Annotated in this window: 16 protein-coding genes; all 16 read right to left on the bottom strand. The window is 50.0% G+C overall.

The annotated features are described in order from the left end of the window. Window positions 1-7: 7 nt before the first annotated feature. The 16 genes from uvrB to JUF10_RS07620 all read right to left on the bottom strand — a co-directional run bounded on the left by uvrB (window position 8) and on the right by JUF10_RS07620 (window position 15,694). Complete coding sequence (gene uvrB, locus JUF10_RS07695) at window positions 8-2,014, bottom strand: excinuclease ABC subunit UvrB (protein ID WP_203641630.1); 2,007 nt, start codon at window positions 2,012-2,014, stop codon at window positions 8-10. 516 nt (window positions 2,015-2,530) lie between these two features. Further along, window positions 2,531-3,058, bottom strand: a complete 528-nt coding sequence (locus JUF10_RS07690) for an acetyltransferase (RefSeq protein WP_203641629.1) — start codon at window positions 3,056-3,058, stop codon at window positions 2,531-2,533. Further along, window positions 3,055-3,702, bottom strand: a complete 648-nt coding sequence (locus JUF10_RS07685) for a YfbR-like 5'-deoxynucleotidase (protein ID WP_048732372.1) — start codon at window positions 3,700-3,702, stop codon at window positions 3,055-3,057. The genes JUF10_RS07690 and JUF10_RS07685 overlap by 4 nt, the downstream gene beginning before the upstream one ends. A gap of 644 nt (window positions 3,703-4,346) precedes the next feature. Further along, window positions 4,347-5,288 (bottom strand): thioredoxin-disulfide reductase, encoded by a 942-nt coding sequence (gene trxB, locus JUF10_RS07680; RefSeq protein WP_203641628.1) that lies wholly within the window; start codon window positions 5,286-5,288, stop codon window positions 4,347-4,349. Window positions 5,289-5,353: 65 nt separating this feature from the next. Then, window positions 5,354-6,265 (bottom strand): UTP--glucose-1-phosphate uridylyltransferase GalU, encoded by a 912-nt coding sequence (galU, locus tag JUF10_RS07675; protein ID WP_203641627.1) that lies wholly within the window; start codon window positions 6,263-6,265, stop codon window positions 5,354-5,356. 35 nt (window positions 6,266-6,300) lie between these two features. Continuing rightward, window positions 6,301-7,314 (bottom strand): NAD(P)H-dependent glycerol-3-phosphate dehydrogenase, encoded by a 1,014-nt coding sequence (locus JUF10_RS07670; RefSeq protein ID WP_203641626.1) that lies wholly within the window; start codon window positions 7,312-7,314, stop codon window positions 6,301-6,303. A 15-nt stretch (window positions 7,315-7,329) separates the two neighbouring features. Beyond that, window positions 7,330-8,193, bottom strand: coding sequence for a prolipoprotein diacylglyceryl transferase (gene lgt, locus JUF10_RS07665; RefSeq protein ID WP_203641625.1), 864 nt, complete (start codon window positions 8,191-8,193; stop codon window positions 7,330-7,332). A 3-nt stretch (window positions 8,194-8,196) separates the two neighbouring features. Further along, the gene (hprK, locus tag JUF10_RS07660) at window positions 8,197-9,132 is read right to left on the bottom strand and encodes an HPr(Ser) kinase/phosphatase (protein WP_048732381.1); all 936 of its coding nucleotides are present in this window, start codon (window positions 9,130-9,132) and stop codon (window positions 8,197-8,199) included. A gap of 90 nt (window positions 9,133-9,222) precedes the next feature. Then, the gene (locus JUF10_RS07655; RefSeq protein WP_048732382.1) at window positions 9,223-9,594 is read right to left on the bottom strand and encodes a phage holin family protein; all 372 of its coding nucleotides are present in this window, start codon (window positions 9,592-9,594) and stop codon (window positions 9,223-9,225) included. A gap of 1 nt (window position 9,595) precedes the next feature. Beyond that, window positions 9,596-9,943, bottom strand: coding sequence for a PspC domain-containing protein (locus JUF10_RS07650; protein WP_203641624.1), 348 nt, complete (start codon window positions 9,941-9,943; stop codon window positions 9,596-9,598). Window positions 9,944-10,666: 723 nt separating this feature from the next. Continuing rightward, on the bottom strand, window positions 10,667-11,344 hold the full coding sequence (gene phoU, locus JUF10_RS07645) for a phosphate signaling complex protein PhoU (RefSeq protein WP_203641623.1): 678 nt from the start codon (window positions 11,342-11,344) through the stop codon (window positions 10,667-10,669). Between the two features lie 11 nt (window positions 11,345-11,355). Then, on the bottom strand, window positions 11,356-12,114 hold the full coding sequence (gene pstB, locus JUF10_RS07640) for a phosphate ABC transporter ATP-binding protein PstB (protein WP_048732388.1): 759 nt from the start codon (window positions 12,112-12,114) through the stop codon (window positions 11,356-11,358). 17 nt (window positions 12,115-12,131) lie between these two features. Beyond that, window positions 12,132-12,920: a phosphate ABC transporter ATP-binding protein PstB gene (gene pstB, locus JUF10_RS07635; RefSeq protein ID WP_203641645.1), complete on the bottom strand. Its 789-nt coding sequence runs from the start codon at window positions 12,918-12,920 to the stop codon at window positions 12,132-12,134. A 72-nt stretch (window positions 12,921-12,992) separates the two neighbouring features. Then, window positions 12,993-13,877, bottom strand: a complete 885-nt coding sequence (gene pstA / locus JUF10_RS07630; RefSeq protein WP_203641622.1) for a phosphate ABC transporter permease PstA — start codon at window positions 13,875-13,877, stop codon at window positions 12,993-12,995. Then, a complete protein-coding gene (pstC, locus tag JUF10_RS07625; RefSeq protein ID WP_203641621.1) occupies window positions 13,877-14,812 on the bottom strand; it encodes a phosphate ABC transporter permease subunit PstC in 936 nt (311 codons plus the stop codon). The genes pstA and pstC overlap by 1 nt, the downstream gene beginning before the upstream one ends. Continuing rightward, the gene (locus tag JUF10_RS07620; RefSeq protein WP_203641620.1) at window positions 14,813-15,694 is read right to left on the bottom strand and encodes a phosphate ABC transporter substrate-binding protein; all 882 of its coding nucleotides are present in this window, start codon (window positions 15,692-15,694) and stop codon (window positions 14,813-14,815) included. It lies immediately after the preceding gene. Between the last annotated feature and the right edge of the window lie 463 nt (window positions 15,695-16,157).

Here is a 16,157-nt window from a genome sequence, read left to right as displayed (position 1 = left end):
CACTAACCTAGTCCCCGATTTCAGTCTTCATGTCCATGATTGTATCCCGCAAGGACGCCGCCTGTTCGAAGTCAAGCTTCTTAGCTGCAGCCCGCATTTCGTCTTCCAATCGGGAAATTAATTTCTCTTGATCTTCCTTGGTCATATCTTCAAAGTCACTCGCAACAAAGTCGTCTTTTTCGTCACTATTGTCATTCTTCTTCGTGACGGCGATCAAATCACGAATTGGTTTAATAATCGTTGTTGGTGTAATGCCGTGCTTCTTATTGTAGTCGATCTGAACCTGACGCCGCCGCGCCGTTTCATCAATGGCGGCCTGCATGGAATCCGTCACGGAATCGGCATACATGATAACGGCCCCATGAGAGTTCCGCGCCGCCCGACCGATGGTTTGGATCAAGGACCGCTCGTTACGTAGGAACCCTTCCTTATCGGCATCCAAAATGGCCACTAAGGAAACTTCGGGAATATCGATACCTTCCCGTAACAGGTTGATCCCGACGAGCACATCATACTTCCCTAAACGCAAGTCACGCATAATTTCCGTCCGCTCAAGCGTCTTGATATCCGAGTGTAAATAAGCCACCTTGATACCCAGATCCTTCAAGTAGTCCGTTAAGTCTTCTGCCATCTTCTTGGTCAGTGTCGTCACAAACGTCCGCTCGTTCTTATCGACCCGCGCATTGATTTCACCCACCAAGTCATCCATTTGACCCATGATTGGCCGAACCTCAATGGTTGGATCCAGTAGCCCGGTCGGCCGAATGATCTGTTGTACGACGTGGTCCGTTTGCTCCGACTCGTATGGTCCCGGTGTCGCGGACATGTATATCACTTGGTTAATGTGTTGTTCAACTTCATTGAGCTTTAAAGGCCGGTTATCCAACGCACTTGGCAACCGGAAGCCATAATCGACTAACTGTTGCTTTCGCGCGCGGTCACCGTTATACATCCCCCGAACTTGAGGCATGGTCACGTGAGACTCATCGACGACCATTAAAAAGTCCTTGGGGAAGAAGTCGAGCAACGTGTATGGTGGCTCACCGGCTTTTCGACCATCCATCCACCGCGAGTAGTTTTCGATCCCACTGGTGTACCCCATTTCGCGCATCATTTCCAGGTCATAAGTGGTCCGTTGCTTGAGACGTTGGGCCTCCAGTAGCTTGCCGTCACCCTCTAGTTCGGCGACACGCGCCTTTAGCTCACCCTCGATCCCGTTCGTGGCCTTTGCCATGACATCATCGTTGGTCATAAAGTGGGTCGCTGGGAAGATGGCCACGTGTTCGCGGTCGCCGACAATTTCACCAGTCAAGGAATCCACTTCACGAATCCGATCGATCTCATCGCCAAAGAATTCGACCCGTAACGCCCGGTCGTCCCGTGATGCTGGGAAAATTTCAACCACGTCACCGTGAACCCGGAACCGGCCCCGTTGGAAGTCATAGTCGTTTCGTTCAAATTGAATGTTGACCAATTTCCGTAACAGCGCGTCACGTTCGATTTCTTGACCGACACGCAGAGAAACCACGTGATTTTTATATTCAGTTGGGTCCCCTAATCCAAAGATAGAGGAAACGGAGGCCACCACAATGACATCATTTCGTTCCAGCAACGAACTCGTGGCCGAGTGCCGCAACTTATCGATTTCATCATTGATTGATGAGTCTTTTTCAATATAAGTATCGCTCGACGGCACATAGGCTTCCGGTTGGTAATAATCGTAATAACTCACAAAATATTCCACCGCATTATTCGGGAAGAACTGTTTGAATTCCCCGTAGAGTTGCCCCGCCAAAGTCTTGTTGTGGGAGAGCACCAACGTGGGTTTATTAACGTTCTTAATGACATTAGAAATGGTAAACGTCTTCCCAGTCCCGGTTGCCCCTAATAGGATCTGTGCCTTCTCACCATCATTCAGCCCTTTTGTCAGCTGCGCAATGGCATTCGGTTGGTCCCCGGTCGGCTGATAATTCGACACGAGGTCAAATTTACGGTCCGTTTGTCGATCAATCATAAGTGAATAACCTCCTTACCCGTTTAAACTACTATTCATTCTACCGTACATTTGTGTGGTTGGATGTTGTGTAACTGGCACGCGCTATGGCTAAGAATGATTGCTGCCACAACCATCGCTAAAAATCCTATATGTTGTAAATCATACGCTCTAACTTAACTGATAACGATTTTTGCAATTATTATCTCAGTTATCAGCAAGCACCAGAGTACGCCGAGAGGTCACTAGACATGGGCTCAGGCGTGTCGTTCTACTAAGTTAGCAGGTAATTTTCCTGCTGACTTAGTAGAAGACCAAGCTTGAAGGCTCATGATTTTCGAGGCTTCAAGTTGTGCCCACACCGTCCTAGCCCATATCTGGCGGCCGGTAAGGCGAAAGACCCACCATGTTGACCAATTTTCAACTTTTGTACGGTAATTTAACTTTTAATTTCAGCAGAAAAGATGGGAAACGGATTGTTTCCCATCACGCTAAATTATTTTACCATACCGAACATACTTTCGCTACTTTGGCGTCCTATCGATCAAACTTGTCTTGGTAAATCGTCACGTTGGCAACCCGTTCGCCCCGAACAACCGTGGTCGTTTGGACGGCAGTTAACCCAAGGTCATCCCAGAACTGTTTCATTTTACGATCACCCATGAAGACGCTGAGCTGTAATTGAACGGCGTCCGCGGCCCGCAACGTCTTGACCAGACTCCAGTAGTAAGCCGCTGACTGCGCCGTGGTCAGGCTCTTAGCCGGTAACCACATGCCTAGCCAGACTAAACTTGGCAATGGGTAGTCAATAATCAGGTCCACCAAGACGACGAGTTCATCGCCCTCGAAGATGCCCATGTAGGCCTTCTGGTCGGCTTGCGCGTTCAAAGGAATGTCCGTCACGTCCTGAATGGCTTCTTGCCGGGTGACAGGGTGATCTTGAAAATGGTCAAAATAGGCCGGATGGGCAGCCTGAAATTGATAAATCAGGTCGTCATCCGCGTGAGTCAACGGCCGGACCGTTGCTCCCGTTAAGTTCTGGTTCCACACTTCGGCTAACTTCATGCCTGCGCCTCCTGCTGCTGTAAAAGTTCATCCGTCAACTGTGCCAATTTTTGCCGATCACTAAAGTCCGCTGCCAACATTTCTGGAAGCACTTCGGCCAAGAAATACTTCACGCAATCCAGCCGCTTAAACGTTAAAATCGTGCTCAAGCTTTCCCGGTAAATTTCTGTATAAACGGGTTCCGGGTTGCCCTTTTGGATTTCACCAAATGATTCGTAAAGTAAGTCGACCTTATCAGCCACGGAAAGAATCTGGCCTTCCAATGTATCATCCTTACCCTCACCCAAGCGCCGCGTGTAAGCCGCTTGAAATTGCTTGGGAATTTCGTTCTCAATAAAGTTGGCGGTCAAGGACGTCTCGACATCGGCCAGCATATGCCTCAACTGTGGCGTGGCATACTTGACCGGCGTTTTGATATCGCCGATAAACCGCTCCGTATAGTCGTGGTTCAACGCCTTTTCGTAGACCAAACGCCAGTTGACCGCGTGCCCTGCCTGTTCCTCAACGTCGCCTAAGAACTGTGCGACTTCAGCAACCTTGAACGAATGGGCTGCCACGGAATGTTGCTCGAACTTAAAATAGCCCGGTGCCCGATTGATTGTTTCCAAGTCACTCAAACTTTGTAAAAACTGATTCATCCCCATACTTCTGCCAACTCCCTTGATTTTTTGGAATTCACTTCCGGTTAGAAGTTCCTAGATACCTGTGGCCGCAATGTGACTATCATCGCCTTACCGGTCGCCAGCTATGGGCTGGAACGGTGCGGACACAACTTGAAGCCTCGAAAGTCACGAGTCTCCAAGGTTGGTCTTCTGCTAAGCCATCGGGAAGACCACTCGCTGACTAAGCAGAACGACGCGCCTGAGCCCATATCTGGCGACCTCTCGGCTTACATCCTGATTCTATGACAACCAAACGCCATTCCAATAAGACAATTATAAGCTTAATTTCAATCACAGCATACGTTTAGGTTTCAACGTCTGATGCGGAAGAGATCAATCAGAGCCGGAGGAGGCCAGTCGTGAAGCCAGCTTCTCAGGCTGGAGCGTCCCCACAACAAGTGGAATCCCTGGCAGCCGCAGTGCGACCAATCTCCACCAACCTAATTGCAATCATCATTATCAGCAATGCCACACATATCAATTGCTCTTTTACCCGTTAGAATTCACGATTAAAACAAAAATTGGATTTAACCAAAATTCATTTTAATACCAAACATTGTAGTCCCTTTTAGTGTAACAAAAAAGCGGAAACATCCCTGAATGGTTGTCTCCGCTAAGTTTAACATTTATTTGGTTGCAGCTGCTTGTGACTTCAAAGTTTCAATGTAACTGAAAGCTTCTTGGCCAGCAATTCCGCCGTCACCGACAGCCGTCGTGATCTGACGAAGCGTCTTTTCACGCACATCGCCAATGGCAAAAATGCCAGGGACAGACGTGTGCATCAATTCGTTCGTTGGAATCCAACCAGCATCGTTCGTGATACCGAGACCCTTGAAGGAATCGGTCATTGGTAAGTTCCCCACGTAAATGAAGACCCCACTAACGGCCTTTTCGCCAGTCTCACCGGTCACGTTATTCTTGGTTGCCACGCCGGTCACCTTCATGTCGTCACCCAACACTTCAGTCACACTCGTGTTCCAAACGAATTCGATCTTTTCGTTGGCAAAGGCCCGGTCCTGGATGACCTTTTGTGCCCGTAGCTTATCGCGACGAACAAAAACAGTTACCTTAGAAGCTAAGCCAGCCAAGTAGATACTTTCTTCAACTGCGGAATCGCCACCACCAATGACGGCAACTTCGCGGTTCTTAAAGAACGCACCATCGCAGACCGCGCAGTAAGAGACACCCCGGCCACCAAATTGATCTTCGCCGGGCACGCCCAGCTTCTTATATTCGGAACCCGTGGCCACGATAACTGCCTTGGCAGAATAGTCCCCATCATCGGTCTTCACGATCTTGTGATCGCCCTGATTTTCGATAGATTCTACGCTCCCATAGGCAAATTCGGCGCCAAATTGTGTCGAGCCATCGTACATATCCTTCGCCAAGTCTGGTCCTAAGACAGACTTGAACCCTGGATAGTTTTCGATTGCTGCTGTGTTGTTCATTTGACCGCCATAGATTCCGCGATCCAACATCAAAACGGATAAGTTGGCCCGTGAGGCGTACAGTGCCCCGGTCATACCGCCAGGACCCGCACCAATCACAATGACATCATAGTTTTTCAACGTTAACGCTCCCTTCTGCTCTTAAGCCATGGTGCTACTCTACTATTAAAAAGTAAGTTTGTCACCTACTTTGACTTGGGCGTCTTAGCTTTCTCGTCATCCTTAGCCAAACGGGTGCTCAATTCCTTAATGTAGGCGCGCAGTTGGTCCTTGGTTTCTGGATGGTTCAAGCCATATTCAATATTCGTCTTGAGCCAACCAAACTTGTTACCAACATCGAACCGCTTGCCCGTGTATTCGTGGGCGAAGACGCGCTGTGTCTTGTTTAAATTATCAATGGCATCGGTCAATTGAAGTTCATTGCCCAACCCAATTGGTGTATTTTCCAAAGCTTCAAAAATTTCTGGGGTAAATAAGTACCGACCAATGATGGCCAAGTCGCTAGGGGCTTCGTCGGGTTGTGGCTTTTCAACGAAGTTCGTCACGTTGTACAGACCCGGTGCGGTTTCCTCAGAAGGATTAATGACCCCATACTTAGCGGTATCCTTGTGTGGCACCCGCATCACGGCTAACGTTGACGCACCCGTTTCGTTGTACCGGTCGATCAGTTGCTTGGTCAAAGGCACCTTGCTATCGGTCATGTCGTCGCCCAACATCACAACGAAGGGTTCGTCACCGATAAAGGCCTTGGCCGTCAAAACGGCGTCACCCAAACCACGGGGGTAAGGTTGCCGAATGAAGTACAAGTTCATCCCCGTCGTCTCTTGGACCTGACGGAGCATTTCGTCCTTGTGCTTGGCCGCTAAGTTAGCTTCCAGTTCAGGGTTAGAGTCGAAATGGTCTTCAATCGACCGTTTGGACTTCCCATCGACAATGACGATGTCTTCGATACCGGACTTGCGGGCTTCTTCAACGATAAATTGAATCGTTGGCTTGTCCACGATCGGTAACATTTCCTTGGCTAAAGCCTTAGTGGCTGGTAAAAATCGGGTACCGAGACCCGCGGCTGGAATGACTGCTTTTCTGACTTTTCTCATAATATAAATATCCTTTCCCGTATCCCCAGAGCTTTTTAGAATTCAGACCGACCTTCACGTTGCATCAGGTCTGAGATAGCTTGACGAATGTCCTTACCCTCGTAAATTACTTGGTAAATAGCTTCCGTAATTGGCATGGAAACGCCCCGTTCTTGGGACAATTCGTAGGCGGCCTTAGTCGTGGCTAAGCCTTCGATCACCATTCCCATATGGTTGATGACGTCGTCTAAGGCCTCCCCACGGCCTAATTCGTCACCAGCACGCCAGTTACGTGAGTTGGAGCTGGTGGCCGTTACAATAACGTCCCCAACTCCGGACAACCCAATAAAGGTCATTGGGTCGGCACCAAACGAGGTTCCTAGCCGAGAAATTTCGGCTAAGCCCCGCGTCATCAGCGCAGCCTTGGCGTTGTCGCCGTAGCCTAATCCATGTAAAGCACCGGCACCTAAGGCAATAATGTTCTTCAGTGCGGCACCGATTTCGACCCCAATGACGTCCGAGTTGGTGTAGACCCGGAAGTAAGGCGTCATGAACAACTTTTGCGTGTACTTTGCGGCGTCTGGGCTTTCACTAGCCGCCGTGATCAAAGTAATATCCTTACGCGCAACGTCCTCTGCGTGGCTTGGTCCGGACAAAACGGTCACGGATTTCCGGTTGGTTGCGGGAATCTCTTCCGCTAGCACTTGTGAAATCCGTTTGTAAGTCTTCTGTTCGATTCCCTTGCTGGCATGGATCAGTTGGGGTTGTAGGCCCGTCTTTTGCAAGATTTCGCTGACTTGCCCAGCAACGGCACGAACCGCCTTGGTTGGCACAACGAATAAAATCGCGTCAACATCAACTAACGCACTCGCTAAATCGGAGTAAGCCACTAACGAGGGAGAAAAGGTGAAATCCTTAATGTAATGCGAATTCGTGTGCTGCGTGTTGAGTTCCTCAACTTGCTTGGGATTGTAGGACCACAACCGAACGTCGTGACCATTTCCATCCAAGACGCTCGCTAAGATTGATCCCCATGAACCGGCACCGAGTACTGCAATTTTCTCTGACATAGTAATGGATTCTCCTTATTTAGAAAGATTAGTTCGTTCCCGAAACGGGGTGCCATCCAGATAATCCGGTGGCGTCACGGTTGCCCGTCGCCGATAGATCCAAATGACCAACGCCCCAACAAACAAAACGACCGAAAGTAACTGCGAGATCCGAATGATGCCAAAAAGCATCAAACTGTCCGTCCGCATGCCTTCGATAAAGAAACGCCCCAGCGAATACCAGAGCACATAACTCAAGAAGACCTCACCCTGCTTAAAGAGGCCTGGATAGTGTCGTAGACTCATCAAGACGACGAATCCCAACAGATCCCAAGTCGACTCATACAGGAATGTCGGTTGACGGTAGGCCCCATCGATAAACATCTGATTGAGGACAAATTGTGGCAGATGCAACCCTTGGAGAAAGGCCAAAGTAGTGACCCGGCCAAAGGCTTCCTGGTTCATAAAGTTTCCCCAGCGACCAATGGCTTGCCCCAGAATAACTGTGGGCGCTGCCACGTCGAGCATCAACCACACCGGAATAAATCGTGACCGACAAAAGAAGAAGACGACCAGTCCGGCACCGATCAACGAGCCATATATCGCAATCCCCCCGTCCCAGATGGCGATAATCTCGCCTGGGTGGTGCTGATAATACGACCATTGAAAGACCACATAATAGAGTCGTGCCGCAATCAAAGCCGCTGGCAACGCCCATAAAATCATGTCGTAAATGTCGTCGGGGTCAATCCCCCGTAGACGCCCCTCGCGCACGGCCAAAGTGACCGCTAAAACCACGCCGGAAGCAATAATGATGCCGTACCAGTGAACCGCGATGGGCCCTAAACGAAAGGCGATGGGATTCAACGCCGCAATGATTGGTGAGAAGATAACGCCCATCTCCTATTCTTTTTTCGAGTTTTGCTTAATCAGACGATTCAAATTGTCATCGAAGACCTTCGTCGCATCGTATCCCATGGAACGTGCCCGGAAGTTCATCGCCGCCGCTTCAATGATAATGGCCAAGTTACGACCGGTTTTTACCGGAATCGTAATCTTTGGGACCACCACGTCAAAGAACCGTTGAGACTCTGTGTTGTTACCGAGACGATCGAAGTGGTTATCATCGTGCCAAAGTTCAAGGTGAACAATGAGATCGATGTCCGTTTCGCTCCGGACCGCACCAGCCCCAAACAAGTTCATAACATCAATAATACCGATTCCGCGGATTTCTAGCAAGTGGCTCAGGATCGCTGGGGCTGCCCCAACTAAGGTCTGTTCGTCTTGTTGATAGACTTCCACGCGGTCATCGGCAATCAACCGGTGCCCCCGTTTAACCAGTTCTAGAGCGGTTTCACTTTTACCCACACCAGAATCTCCGGTAATCATGACCCCAACCCCGTAGATATCGACCAAGACACCATGAACAGACTGGCGTTCGGCTAACTTACCTTCGAGGAAGTTGGTCATGTTACTGAGGACCCGCGACGTGGTCAGCTTCGTTCCTAAAATGGGAATGCCGGCTTCTTGTGCGGACTGCTTCAGTTCTTCTGGTGGATCAAGTTGCGTAGACACCACAAAAGCCGGCGTTTCTGGCTGACACATTTTGCGCATAACGTCGAGCAATTGTTCATGGGACATGCCCTTAGCGAAGGACGTTTCCGTGATTCCTAAGAGTTGAATCCGTTTTGCTGGATAATAGTTAAAATACCCGGTTAATTCCAAACCAGGCCGTGAAATATCGCTAGTTGTAATCTTGCGTTCCAAGTCATCTTCGCCGGAGTAGACATCTAACCGGTTAGCTTTGACAAGTTCGGCCACTGTGACGCTTTCTGGCATTGGGCGCTCCTCCTTACTGCATCGTAAAACTACCCTTAATTTTAGCACTTTAACGGGGGAACTCCTACCAAATTTCCTTGAGTTCGCTAGTTAATCGTGCGCATAGTGATCACTGATAATTGCATTAAAAATTGACATGACGATGGCAATAATCAGTGTGGTGCCAAATGAGGTGAATGTGAAGCTACTCCCCACAAACCAGGACGTCAATTCCAGCATAATGGCGTTAATCACCACGCTGAACAAACCCAGGGTCAGAATGGTGATTGGCAGTGACAGCACAAATAAAATCGGTTTGACCACCGCATTTAATAGCGCCAGCACGAAACTGGCCAGCAAGGCGATACCAATACTCGACACATAAAATGAGTGTTGGAATGACCCGGCCAATGAGCTCTGGAAGAACCCAGCCAACGCCAGAAAAATCACCGCGTTTACTAAAATTCGGCTCCAAAAGCGCATGCTACTCACCGTCCTTGTGCTGATCCTTCACGTCTTGTTCCGTAACGTCGTGGATCACCTTACGACCGGAGTCCTGAGAGTCGGATGATCCCCCGTTACGGAAGAGATCCCCCAGATTCCCCAGGTTCGGCCCAGCTGGACGAGAATCATCTAGCGGCATAAAGGACATCACGATGACGTAGAGCAAGAGCCCCAACACCCCGTGTGTCGGTAGCGCCAAGGAAATCAAGACATAGATGATTCGTAAAAGGTTGGCATTCCAACCAAAATATTCAGCAATACCGCCCAACACCCCACCGACTAAACGGTTAGTGCGGGAACGGACGAAACGTTTTTTGTTACCTGCCATCAGCGGACACTCCTTTTTAAGACAGTTATTAAACATTAATTGATGAAACTGGGGTTGGCGTAATTGGGACGCACTGCGGCTGCCAGGGATTCCGCCTGCTGTGGGGACGCTTCAGACTGGAAAATCACCAGTCTTCTCGCTCGATTTTGAACCGTGCAGAACACACGTCTCAAAAGTCGCCGTGCTGTAAGCTGGAAAACCACCAGCTAACACCACTTTCACGGCCGGCTACATCCCTGACCTCCTCCGGCTCTGGTTGACCATTACCATGACAAATGCTAAAAACGTGGCCGTACATACCTTACTGCATTTACAACTCAGCATGTAACGACAGATACACTCGTTACTCCATATTGTCATAGAACACCCATGTAAGCCGAGAGGTCGCCAGATATGGGCTCAGGCGCGTCGTTCTGCTTAGTTGGCGGTGATTTCCCGCCGGCTTAGCAGAAAACCAATCTTGGAGACTCGTGGTTTTCGAGGCTTCAAGTTGCGTTCGCACCGTTCCAGCCCATATCTGGCGGCCGGTAAGGCGAAGAGACCATCACTGTTGCCAGCCCTGTATCAGTTATTATATACGACACTAGTTAACCTTGTCATTTAATATCACGGGACCCCCTGCTGAACCCATGAGTGACTGGCTTATGGCAAGAATAGCGAAGACGGCCACTGAAAGCAAGTCTCCAGTGGCCGTCTCGGCAAATCTTCAATTTAGATTAACGTTTAGCCTTCGCCATCTTGGCTGGCCGAGTTTAATTCGATGATTTGACCCGACTTCAGGTAAACGATCCATTCACAGACGTTCGTGACGTAATCGCCGATGCGGCTGAGGTCCTGGGCAACGTTGAGGTAAATTGACGCGCCCGTTTCAAAGGCGGGATCCAAGCGCATCTGCTCGTAGCTGTCTGCTCGCACTTGATGGTTCAGTTGATCCAGCTTCCGGTCAACTACTGCCAATTTACGGGCTTCTTCTTCGTCCTTGTTCACGTAGGCTGTTAGAACGTCTTTGACCATCTGCGTCGTTAACTGTCCCATTTGGCCCAACAATTGTTCCAGCACCGGAATTTTTTGCTTACTGCCAAACTTGATGGTCGCGTGCGCAATGTTGCGGGCATGATCTCCGGCCCGTTCCAGTTCCGAAACGGCCTTTAAAATCGTGACAATTTCTCGGAGGTCGGTCGTTACCGGTTGATACAACGCAATCATTTCAAACGTCTTTTTCTCTAGCGCAATTTCTCGTTCGTTGATTTGGTGGTCCTGGTCAATGATCCGTTGTGCGGCCACCGCATCACGATTCGTAAAGGAATCTGCGGCCTGTTGAATGACCTCGCTGACCAACATCCCCATTTCGGTGAAATCTGCGTCCAATTCTGCTAATTCATCATCAAATAATCTTCTCATAGCCTGCCTCCTTACCCAAATCGACCACTAATGTAGTCTTCCGTCTGCTTCTTCGCTGGATTCATGAAAATATTCTTGGTTTGGTCCACTTCCACCAGCTCACCGTTCATAAAGAAGGCGGTCCGATCCGCAATCCGTGATGCTTGCTGGAGGTTATGGGTCACAATAATAATCGTATAATCGTGCCGTAAATTCAAGAGGGTTGCTTCAATTTGGCTACTGGACACCGGATCCAACGCACTCGTTGGTTCATCTAACAAGATAATTTCTGGTGAGACCGCGAGCACCCGCGCGATGCAGACCCGCTGTTGTTGCCCACCGGACAGAGCCAACGCGCTTTCGTGCAGATGGTCTTTGACTTCATCCCACACAGCGGCTTGCCGCAACGACTTTTCAACGACCGCATCCAACTTTTCCTTGTCCTTCTCACCGGCGATTCGCAATCCGTAGATCACGTTGTCGTAGATTGAGAATGGAAACGGGTTTGGTTGTTGGAAAACCATCCCGATTTCCTTACGAATTTCCACGGTATCTGCGTTGGGGGCGTACAAGTTCTCCCCTTTAAACTTGATGGTCCCCGTAATCGTCACGTTAGGAATTAAATCGTTCATCCGGTTTAGCGTCCGTAAATACGTGGACTTCCCACATCCAGATGGTCCGATCAATGCCGTGATCCCCTTGGCGTCAAAATTCAAGTTGATGCCCTTCAAAGCTTCCTTTTCCCCATAATACAGATGGAGATCCTGGGTCGTTAAAATTTCCTCACTCATTTGTTTTCTTCCTCCTCTTAGCCGAAGTTCCCCGAAACGTAATCACTAGTGACCTGAACCTGTGGATTCGTAAATATTTGGCTCGTGGTGTCATACTCCAACACCCGTCCCTGATTAAAAAATGCCGTATATTCACTGATCCGCGCGGCCTGTTGCATGTTGTGGGTCACAATAATAATCGTGTAATGCTGCTTGAGATCCAACAAAGTATCCTCTAACTGACTGGTCGACACGGGGTCTAAAGCACTTGCCGGTTCATCCAACAATAAAATGTCAGGCTTTACGGCAATCGCCCTAGCAATACACAATCGTTGCGCCTGTCCCCCAGACAAGGCTAACGCACTCTTGTTCAGATCGTCTTTGACCTGATCCCAGAGCGCTGCCTGTTTGAGCGACGTCTCTACAATTTCATCCAACTCGTGTTTGTCCGTGGTTCCCCGCAACCGCAGGGCAAACGCGATGTTGTCGTAGATGGATTTAGCAAACGGGTTTGGCCGTTGAAAGACCATCCCCACCCGTCGCCGCATCTCGTAGACGTCAATGGCGGGTTGGTTAATATCCACGCCCCGGTACATAATTTTCCCGGTCACGGTGGCAATGCGGTCGTTCATGCGATTCAACGACCGCAAATACGTCGACTTTCCTGATCCGGAGGGGCCAATCAACGCGGTAATCTGATTGCTCCCGAACTGCAAGTCGCCTTCGAACAGCGCTTCTTTTTTGCCATAGAAGACGTGCAGGTCCTCCGTCGACAAAATGATTGGGTGGCCCGCATCGTTCGGCTGGACCACGTGGCGCTCCAACATGGCTGTTGCCTTCGTCACATCGTTGGCTGTTGCCTTCGTCACATCGTTATTGATAAACATAGCACCCCTCCTTTACGCCGACGTTAGGCGCTTGTATAGTCGCTTACCCACGTAGCGGGCAGCGAAGTTAAATAATAAGATAGCAATGATCAGCACTGCCGAAGAGCCAGAAGAAATAGCCTTGGCGTCTGGCATGATGCCTTCAGAGTTGATTTTCCAAATGTGCACAGCCAACGTTTCCGCCGGACGCATTGGGTTCAATGGGCTGGAGATGTTGAACGGGTTCCAGTCCGCAAAGTTCAAGGCTGGCGCACTCTGCCCCGCCGTGTAGATCAGGGCAGCGGCTTCCCCAAAGACCCGACCAGCACTCAGGATGACACCGGTCAAAATGCTGGGCACAGCGGCCGGTAGAATGACCCGCGTGACCGTTTCCCAACGTGATAGGCCTAGTGCCAGGCCCCCTTCACGTTGCTCAAGATCGATAGTTCGCAGGGAATCTTCAATACTCCGCGTCAATAATGGGAGGTTGAAGAAGGTCAGTGCAAATGCCCCGGACAGAATGGAAAATCCTAGGCGCAGCTTGACCACGAAGAACAGGAAACCGAATAGTCCAACTACCACGGATGGCAGCGAGCTCAAAATTTCAATTGCCGTACGAATCGTCGTGGTGACCCAATTGTCCCGCGCATATTCGTACAGGTAAATCGCCGCCCCCAACGCAATCGGAAAGGAGATCGCCATTGCCAGAATCAACAGGTAAAACGAGTTGAAGAGTTGGACGCCGACCCCGCCACCTTTAAGAAAGGCTTTAGCCGGAGCCGTCAAGAAATGCCAACTGAGTTGTGGCAACCCGCTGGCCAAAATGTAGCCTAATAGTGCCAATAAGATTAAGACGACTAGGCCGGCGATCCCATATAGGGCGCCAATCGCAAGTTTATTTTGTTTTTTAGTATCCATTACTGTAAGCGCCCCTTTCGACCGATCAACCGGATAATCAAGTTAAAGACCAATGACATCAGCAGTAAGACTAGTGCCAATGACCAGAGCGCGTTATTTTGCAACGACCCCATCACGGTGTTTCCGATACCCGTAGTCAAGACGGACGTTAACGTTGAAGATGGTGAGACCAGACTGTTGGGCATCAAAGCGGCGTTCCCAATCACCATTTGCACGGCCAAGGCTTCACCGAAGGCCCGTGCCATCCCGAAGACGACCGCCGTCATTAAGCCCGGTGTTGCAGCCCGTAGCACGACTTTGTAAATCGTCTGCCATTGGGTCGCGCCCAGAGCTAGCGAGGCTTCACGGTAATAGCGCGGTACGGACTTCAAGGCGTCCGCACTCATCGACGTGACCGTGGGTAAGATCATCACGAACAGCACACAGGTCCCGGACAGAATCCCAAACCCACTGCCGCCAAAGATAGCCCGGGTAGTTGGCACCACAACGGACAGGCCAATAAACCCATAGACCACGGACGGAATCCCGACTAAGAGTTCGGTTACGGGCTGGAGAATCTTCGCCCCTTTATTTGGGGAAATTTCATTCATGAAGACCGCCGTTCCAATCGCAAACGGAGTTGCCACGATGGCTGATAGGATCGTAATCAGAAACGACCCAACAATCATCGGCAACGCCCCAACTTCCGGTTTGCCATTGGCATCCGTGATGTTGGGATTCCAACTCTTACCGGTCAAGAAGTCCCACAAGTTCACGTGGTTACTGGTAAAGGTGGCGATTCCCTTTGAGGCCACAAAGCCAATGATGGCCACAACAACGGCCACAATTAAGAGCAGGGCCGTCAAACTGATGGTCCGCCCCCAGATTTCTAATTTAGCAGCCTTGGAATGACGCTTGAGTTGTTGTTCAAGTTGCTGCGTGGTCTTGGTCTTCATCTAGGCGCCTCCCAATGGGGTAATTTTACCAGCTGCGTCCCGTTCGACCGTCATCTGGCTGGGAGATAGGTAACCCAATTGCCGGACTAACGTTTTTTGGACCGCTGGTGACTCAACGTACGCAATAAATTTCTTGGTTAAGCCCGTTGGCTGGCCTTTTGTGTACAAATGCTCGTACGACCAGATTTTCCAACGGTTCGTGGTGACGTTGTCTTCAGTTGGCGACACGTTATCTAAGGATAGATCCTGCACCGTTTTATCCACATAGGAAAATGCCACGTAGCTAATCGCGCCCGGTGTCGTGGCAACGATGGACCGCACCATTCCCGAGGAATCCTGCTCTTGCGCGGTCTTGGAACGATGCTTAGCCAGACCAAACTGTTCAAAAGTTGCGCGCGTCCCGCTACCTTGGGCCCGGTTGATCAAAACGACCGGTAAATCCGCGCCACCCACCTGTTTCCAGTTGGTGACCTTACCCGTGAATACCCGAATCAATTGAGCGGTTGAGAGATTTGTTACCCCGACCTTGCGATTGACGATGGGTGTAATGCCCACGACCGCAACCCGATGGTCAACTAAATCGGCCGCTTGAATCCCTTTTTGTTCGCCAGCAAATAAGTCGGAATTTCCAATCTGGACGGCGCCCTCTTGAATTTGACTGAGACCTGTTCCGGTTCCCCCACCCTGAACGTTGATAAACGTTCCCAAGTGTTCCCCGGTATACTGCTCTCCGGCCGCCTCCACTAAGGGCTGTAACGCCGTTGACCCAACCGCAGTGATTGATTCGCCAGCATGACTGACCTGTCGCGTCTGGTAGGCATACACGCCCAGTACCACCACAATCAGCAAGCCTAGACCTTGCCACCAGCGTTTCTTCGACATACCGCTAACCTCCTAATAGTCGCGCGTCACGCCCGACCTTTTCAAAAGTTAGTATAGCGAACGAATGTAAACATCATGTAGACGTATTGTAAAGGTTATGTAAATGTAACCCGATACTGATAATTTAGCTGTTAAATCGATGTCAACGGCCAAGGATTGTAGTAATTAACCTTGTCTGACCTTCGCCTTACCGGCCGCCAGATATGGGCTGGAACGGTGCGGACACAACTTGAAGCCTCGAAAACCACGAGTCTTCAAGCTTGGTCGTTTTGCTAAGCCGACGGAAACCCACCGTCAGCTAAGCAAAACGACGCGCCTGAGCCCATATCCGGCGACCTCTCGGCTTACATGATGAGTCTTTGGCAACTAAGGAGATGAATGTAAAAACTGTTATTACTTAGACAGTAAACCTACAGAATACGTCAGGCTTTCAATAATTATTGAAGACATTCTCCAAAACGAA

The sequence above is a fragment of the Levilactobacillus andaensis genome (genome assembly GCF_016861695.1).
Lineage (GTDB): Bacteria > Bacillota > Bacilli > Lactobacillales > Lactobacillaceae > Levilactobacillus > Levilactobacillus andaensis.
The sequence above is the reverse complement of the archived record's forward strand: the minus strand, read 5'-3'. Positions and strand labels throughout refer to the sequence as shown.

Bases quoted from the DNA above. Each gene is read 5' to 3' on its own strand.
- uvrB (WP_203641630.1), bottom strand. From the start codon at position 2,014: ATGATTGATCGACAAACGGACCGTAAATTTGACCTCGTGTCGAATTAT.
- JUF10_RS07690 (WP_203641629.1), bottom strand. From the start codon at position 3,058: ATGAAGTTAGCCGAAGTGTGGAACCAGAACTTAACGGGAGCAACGGTC.
- JUF10_RS07685 (WP_048732372.1), bottom strand. From the start codon at position 3,702: ATGGGGATGAATCAGTTTTTACAAAGTTTGAGTGACTTGGAAACAATC.
- galU (WP_203641627.1), bottom strand. From the start codon at position 6,265: ATGAGAAAAGTCAGAAAAGCAGTCATTCCAGCCGCGGGTCTCGGTACC.
- JUF10_RS07670 (WP_203641626.1), bottom strand. From the start codon at position 7,314: ATGTCAGAGAAAATTGCAGTACTCGGTGCCGGTTCATGGGGATCAATC.
- lgt (WP_203641625.1), bottom strand. From the start codon at position 8,193: ATGGGCGTTATCTTCTCACCAATCATTGCGGCGTTGAATCCCATCGCC.
- hprK (WP_048732381.1), bottom strand. From the start codon at position 9,132: ATGCCAGAAAGCGTCACAGTGGCCGAACTTGTCAAAGCTAACCGGTTA.
- JUF10_RS07655 (WP_048732382.1), bottom strand. From the start codon at position 9,594: ATGCGCTTTTGGAGCCGAATTTTAGTAAACGCGGTGATTTTTCTGGCG.
- JUF10_RS07650 (WP_203641624.1), bottom strand. From the start codon at position 9,943: ATGGCAGGTAACAAAAAACGTTTCGTCCGTTCCCGCACTAACCGTTTA.
- phoU (WP_203641623.1), bottom strand. From the start codon at position 11,344: ATGAGAAGATTATTTGATGATGAATTAGCAGAATTGGACGCAGATTTC.
- pstB (WP_048732388.1), bottom strand. From the start codon at position 12,114: ATGAGTGAGGAAATTTTAACGACCCAGGATCTCCATCTGTATTATGGG.
- pstB (WP_203641645.1), bottom strand. From the start codon at position 12,920: ATGTTGGAGCGCCACGTGGTCCAGCCGAACGATGCGGGCCACCCAATC.
- pstA (WP_203641622.1), bottom strand. From the start codon at position 13,877: ATGGATACTAAAAAACAAAATAAACTTGCGATTGGCGCCCTATATGGG.
- pstC (WP_203641621.1), bottom strand. From the start codon at position 14,812: ATGAAGACCAAGACCACGCAGCAACTTGAACAACAACTCAAGCGTCAT.
- JUF10_RS07620 (WP_203641620.1), bottom strand. From the start codon at position 15,694: ATGTCGAAGAAACGCTGGTGGCAAGGTCTAGGCTTGCTGATTGTGGTG.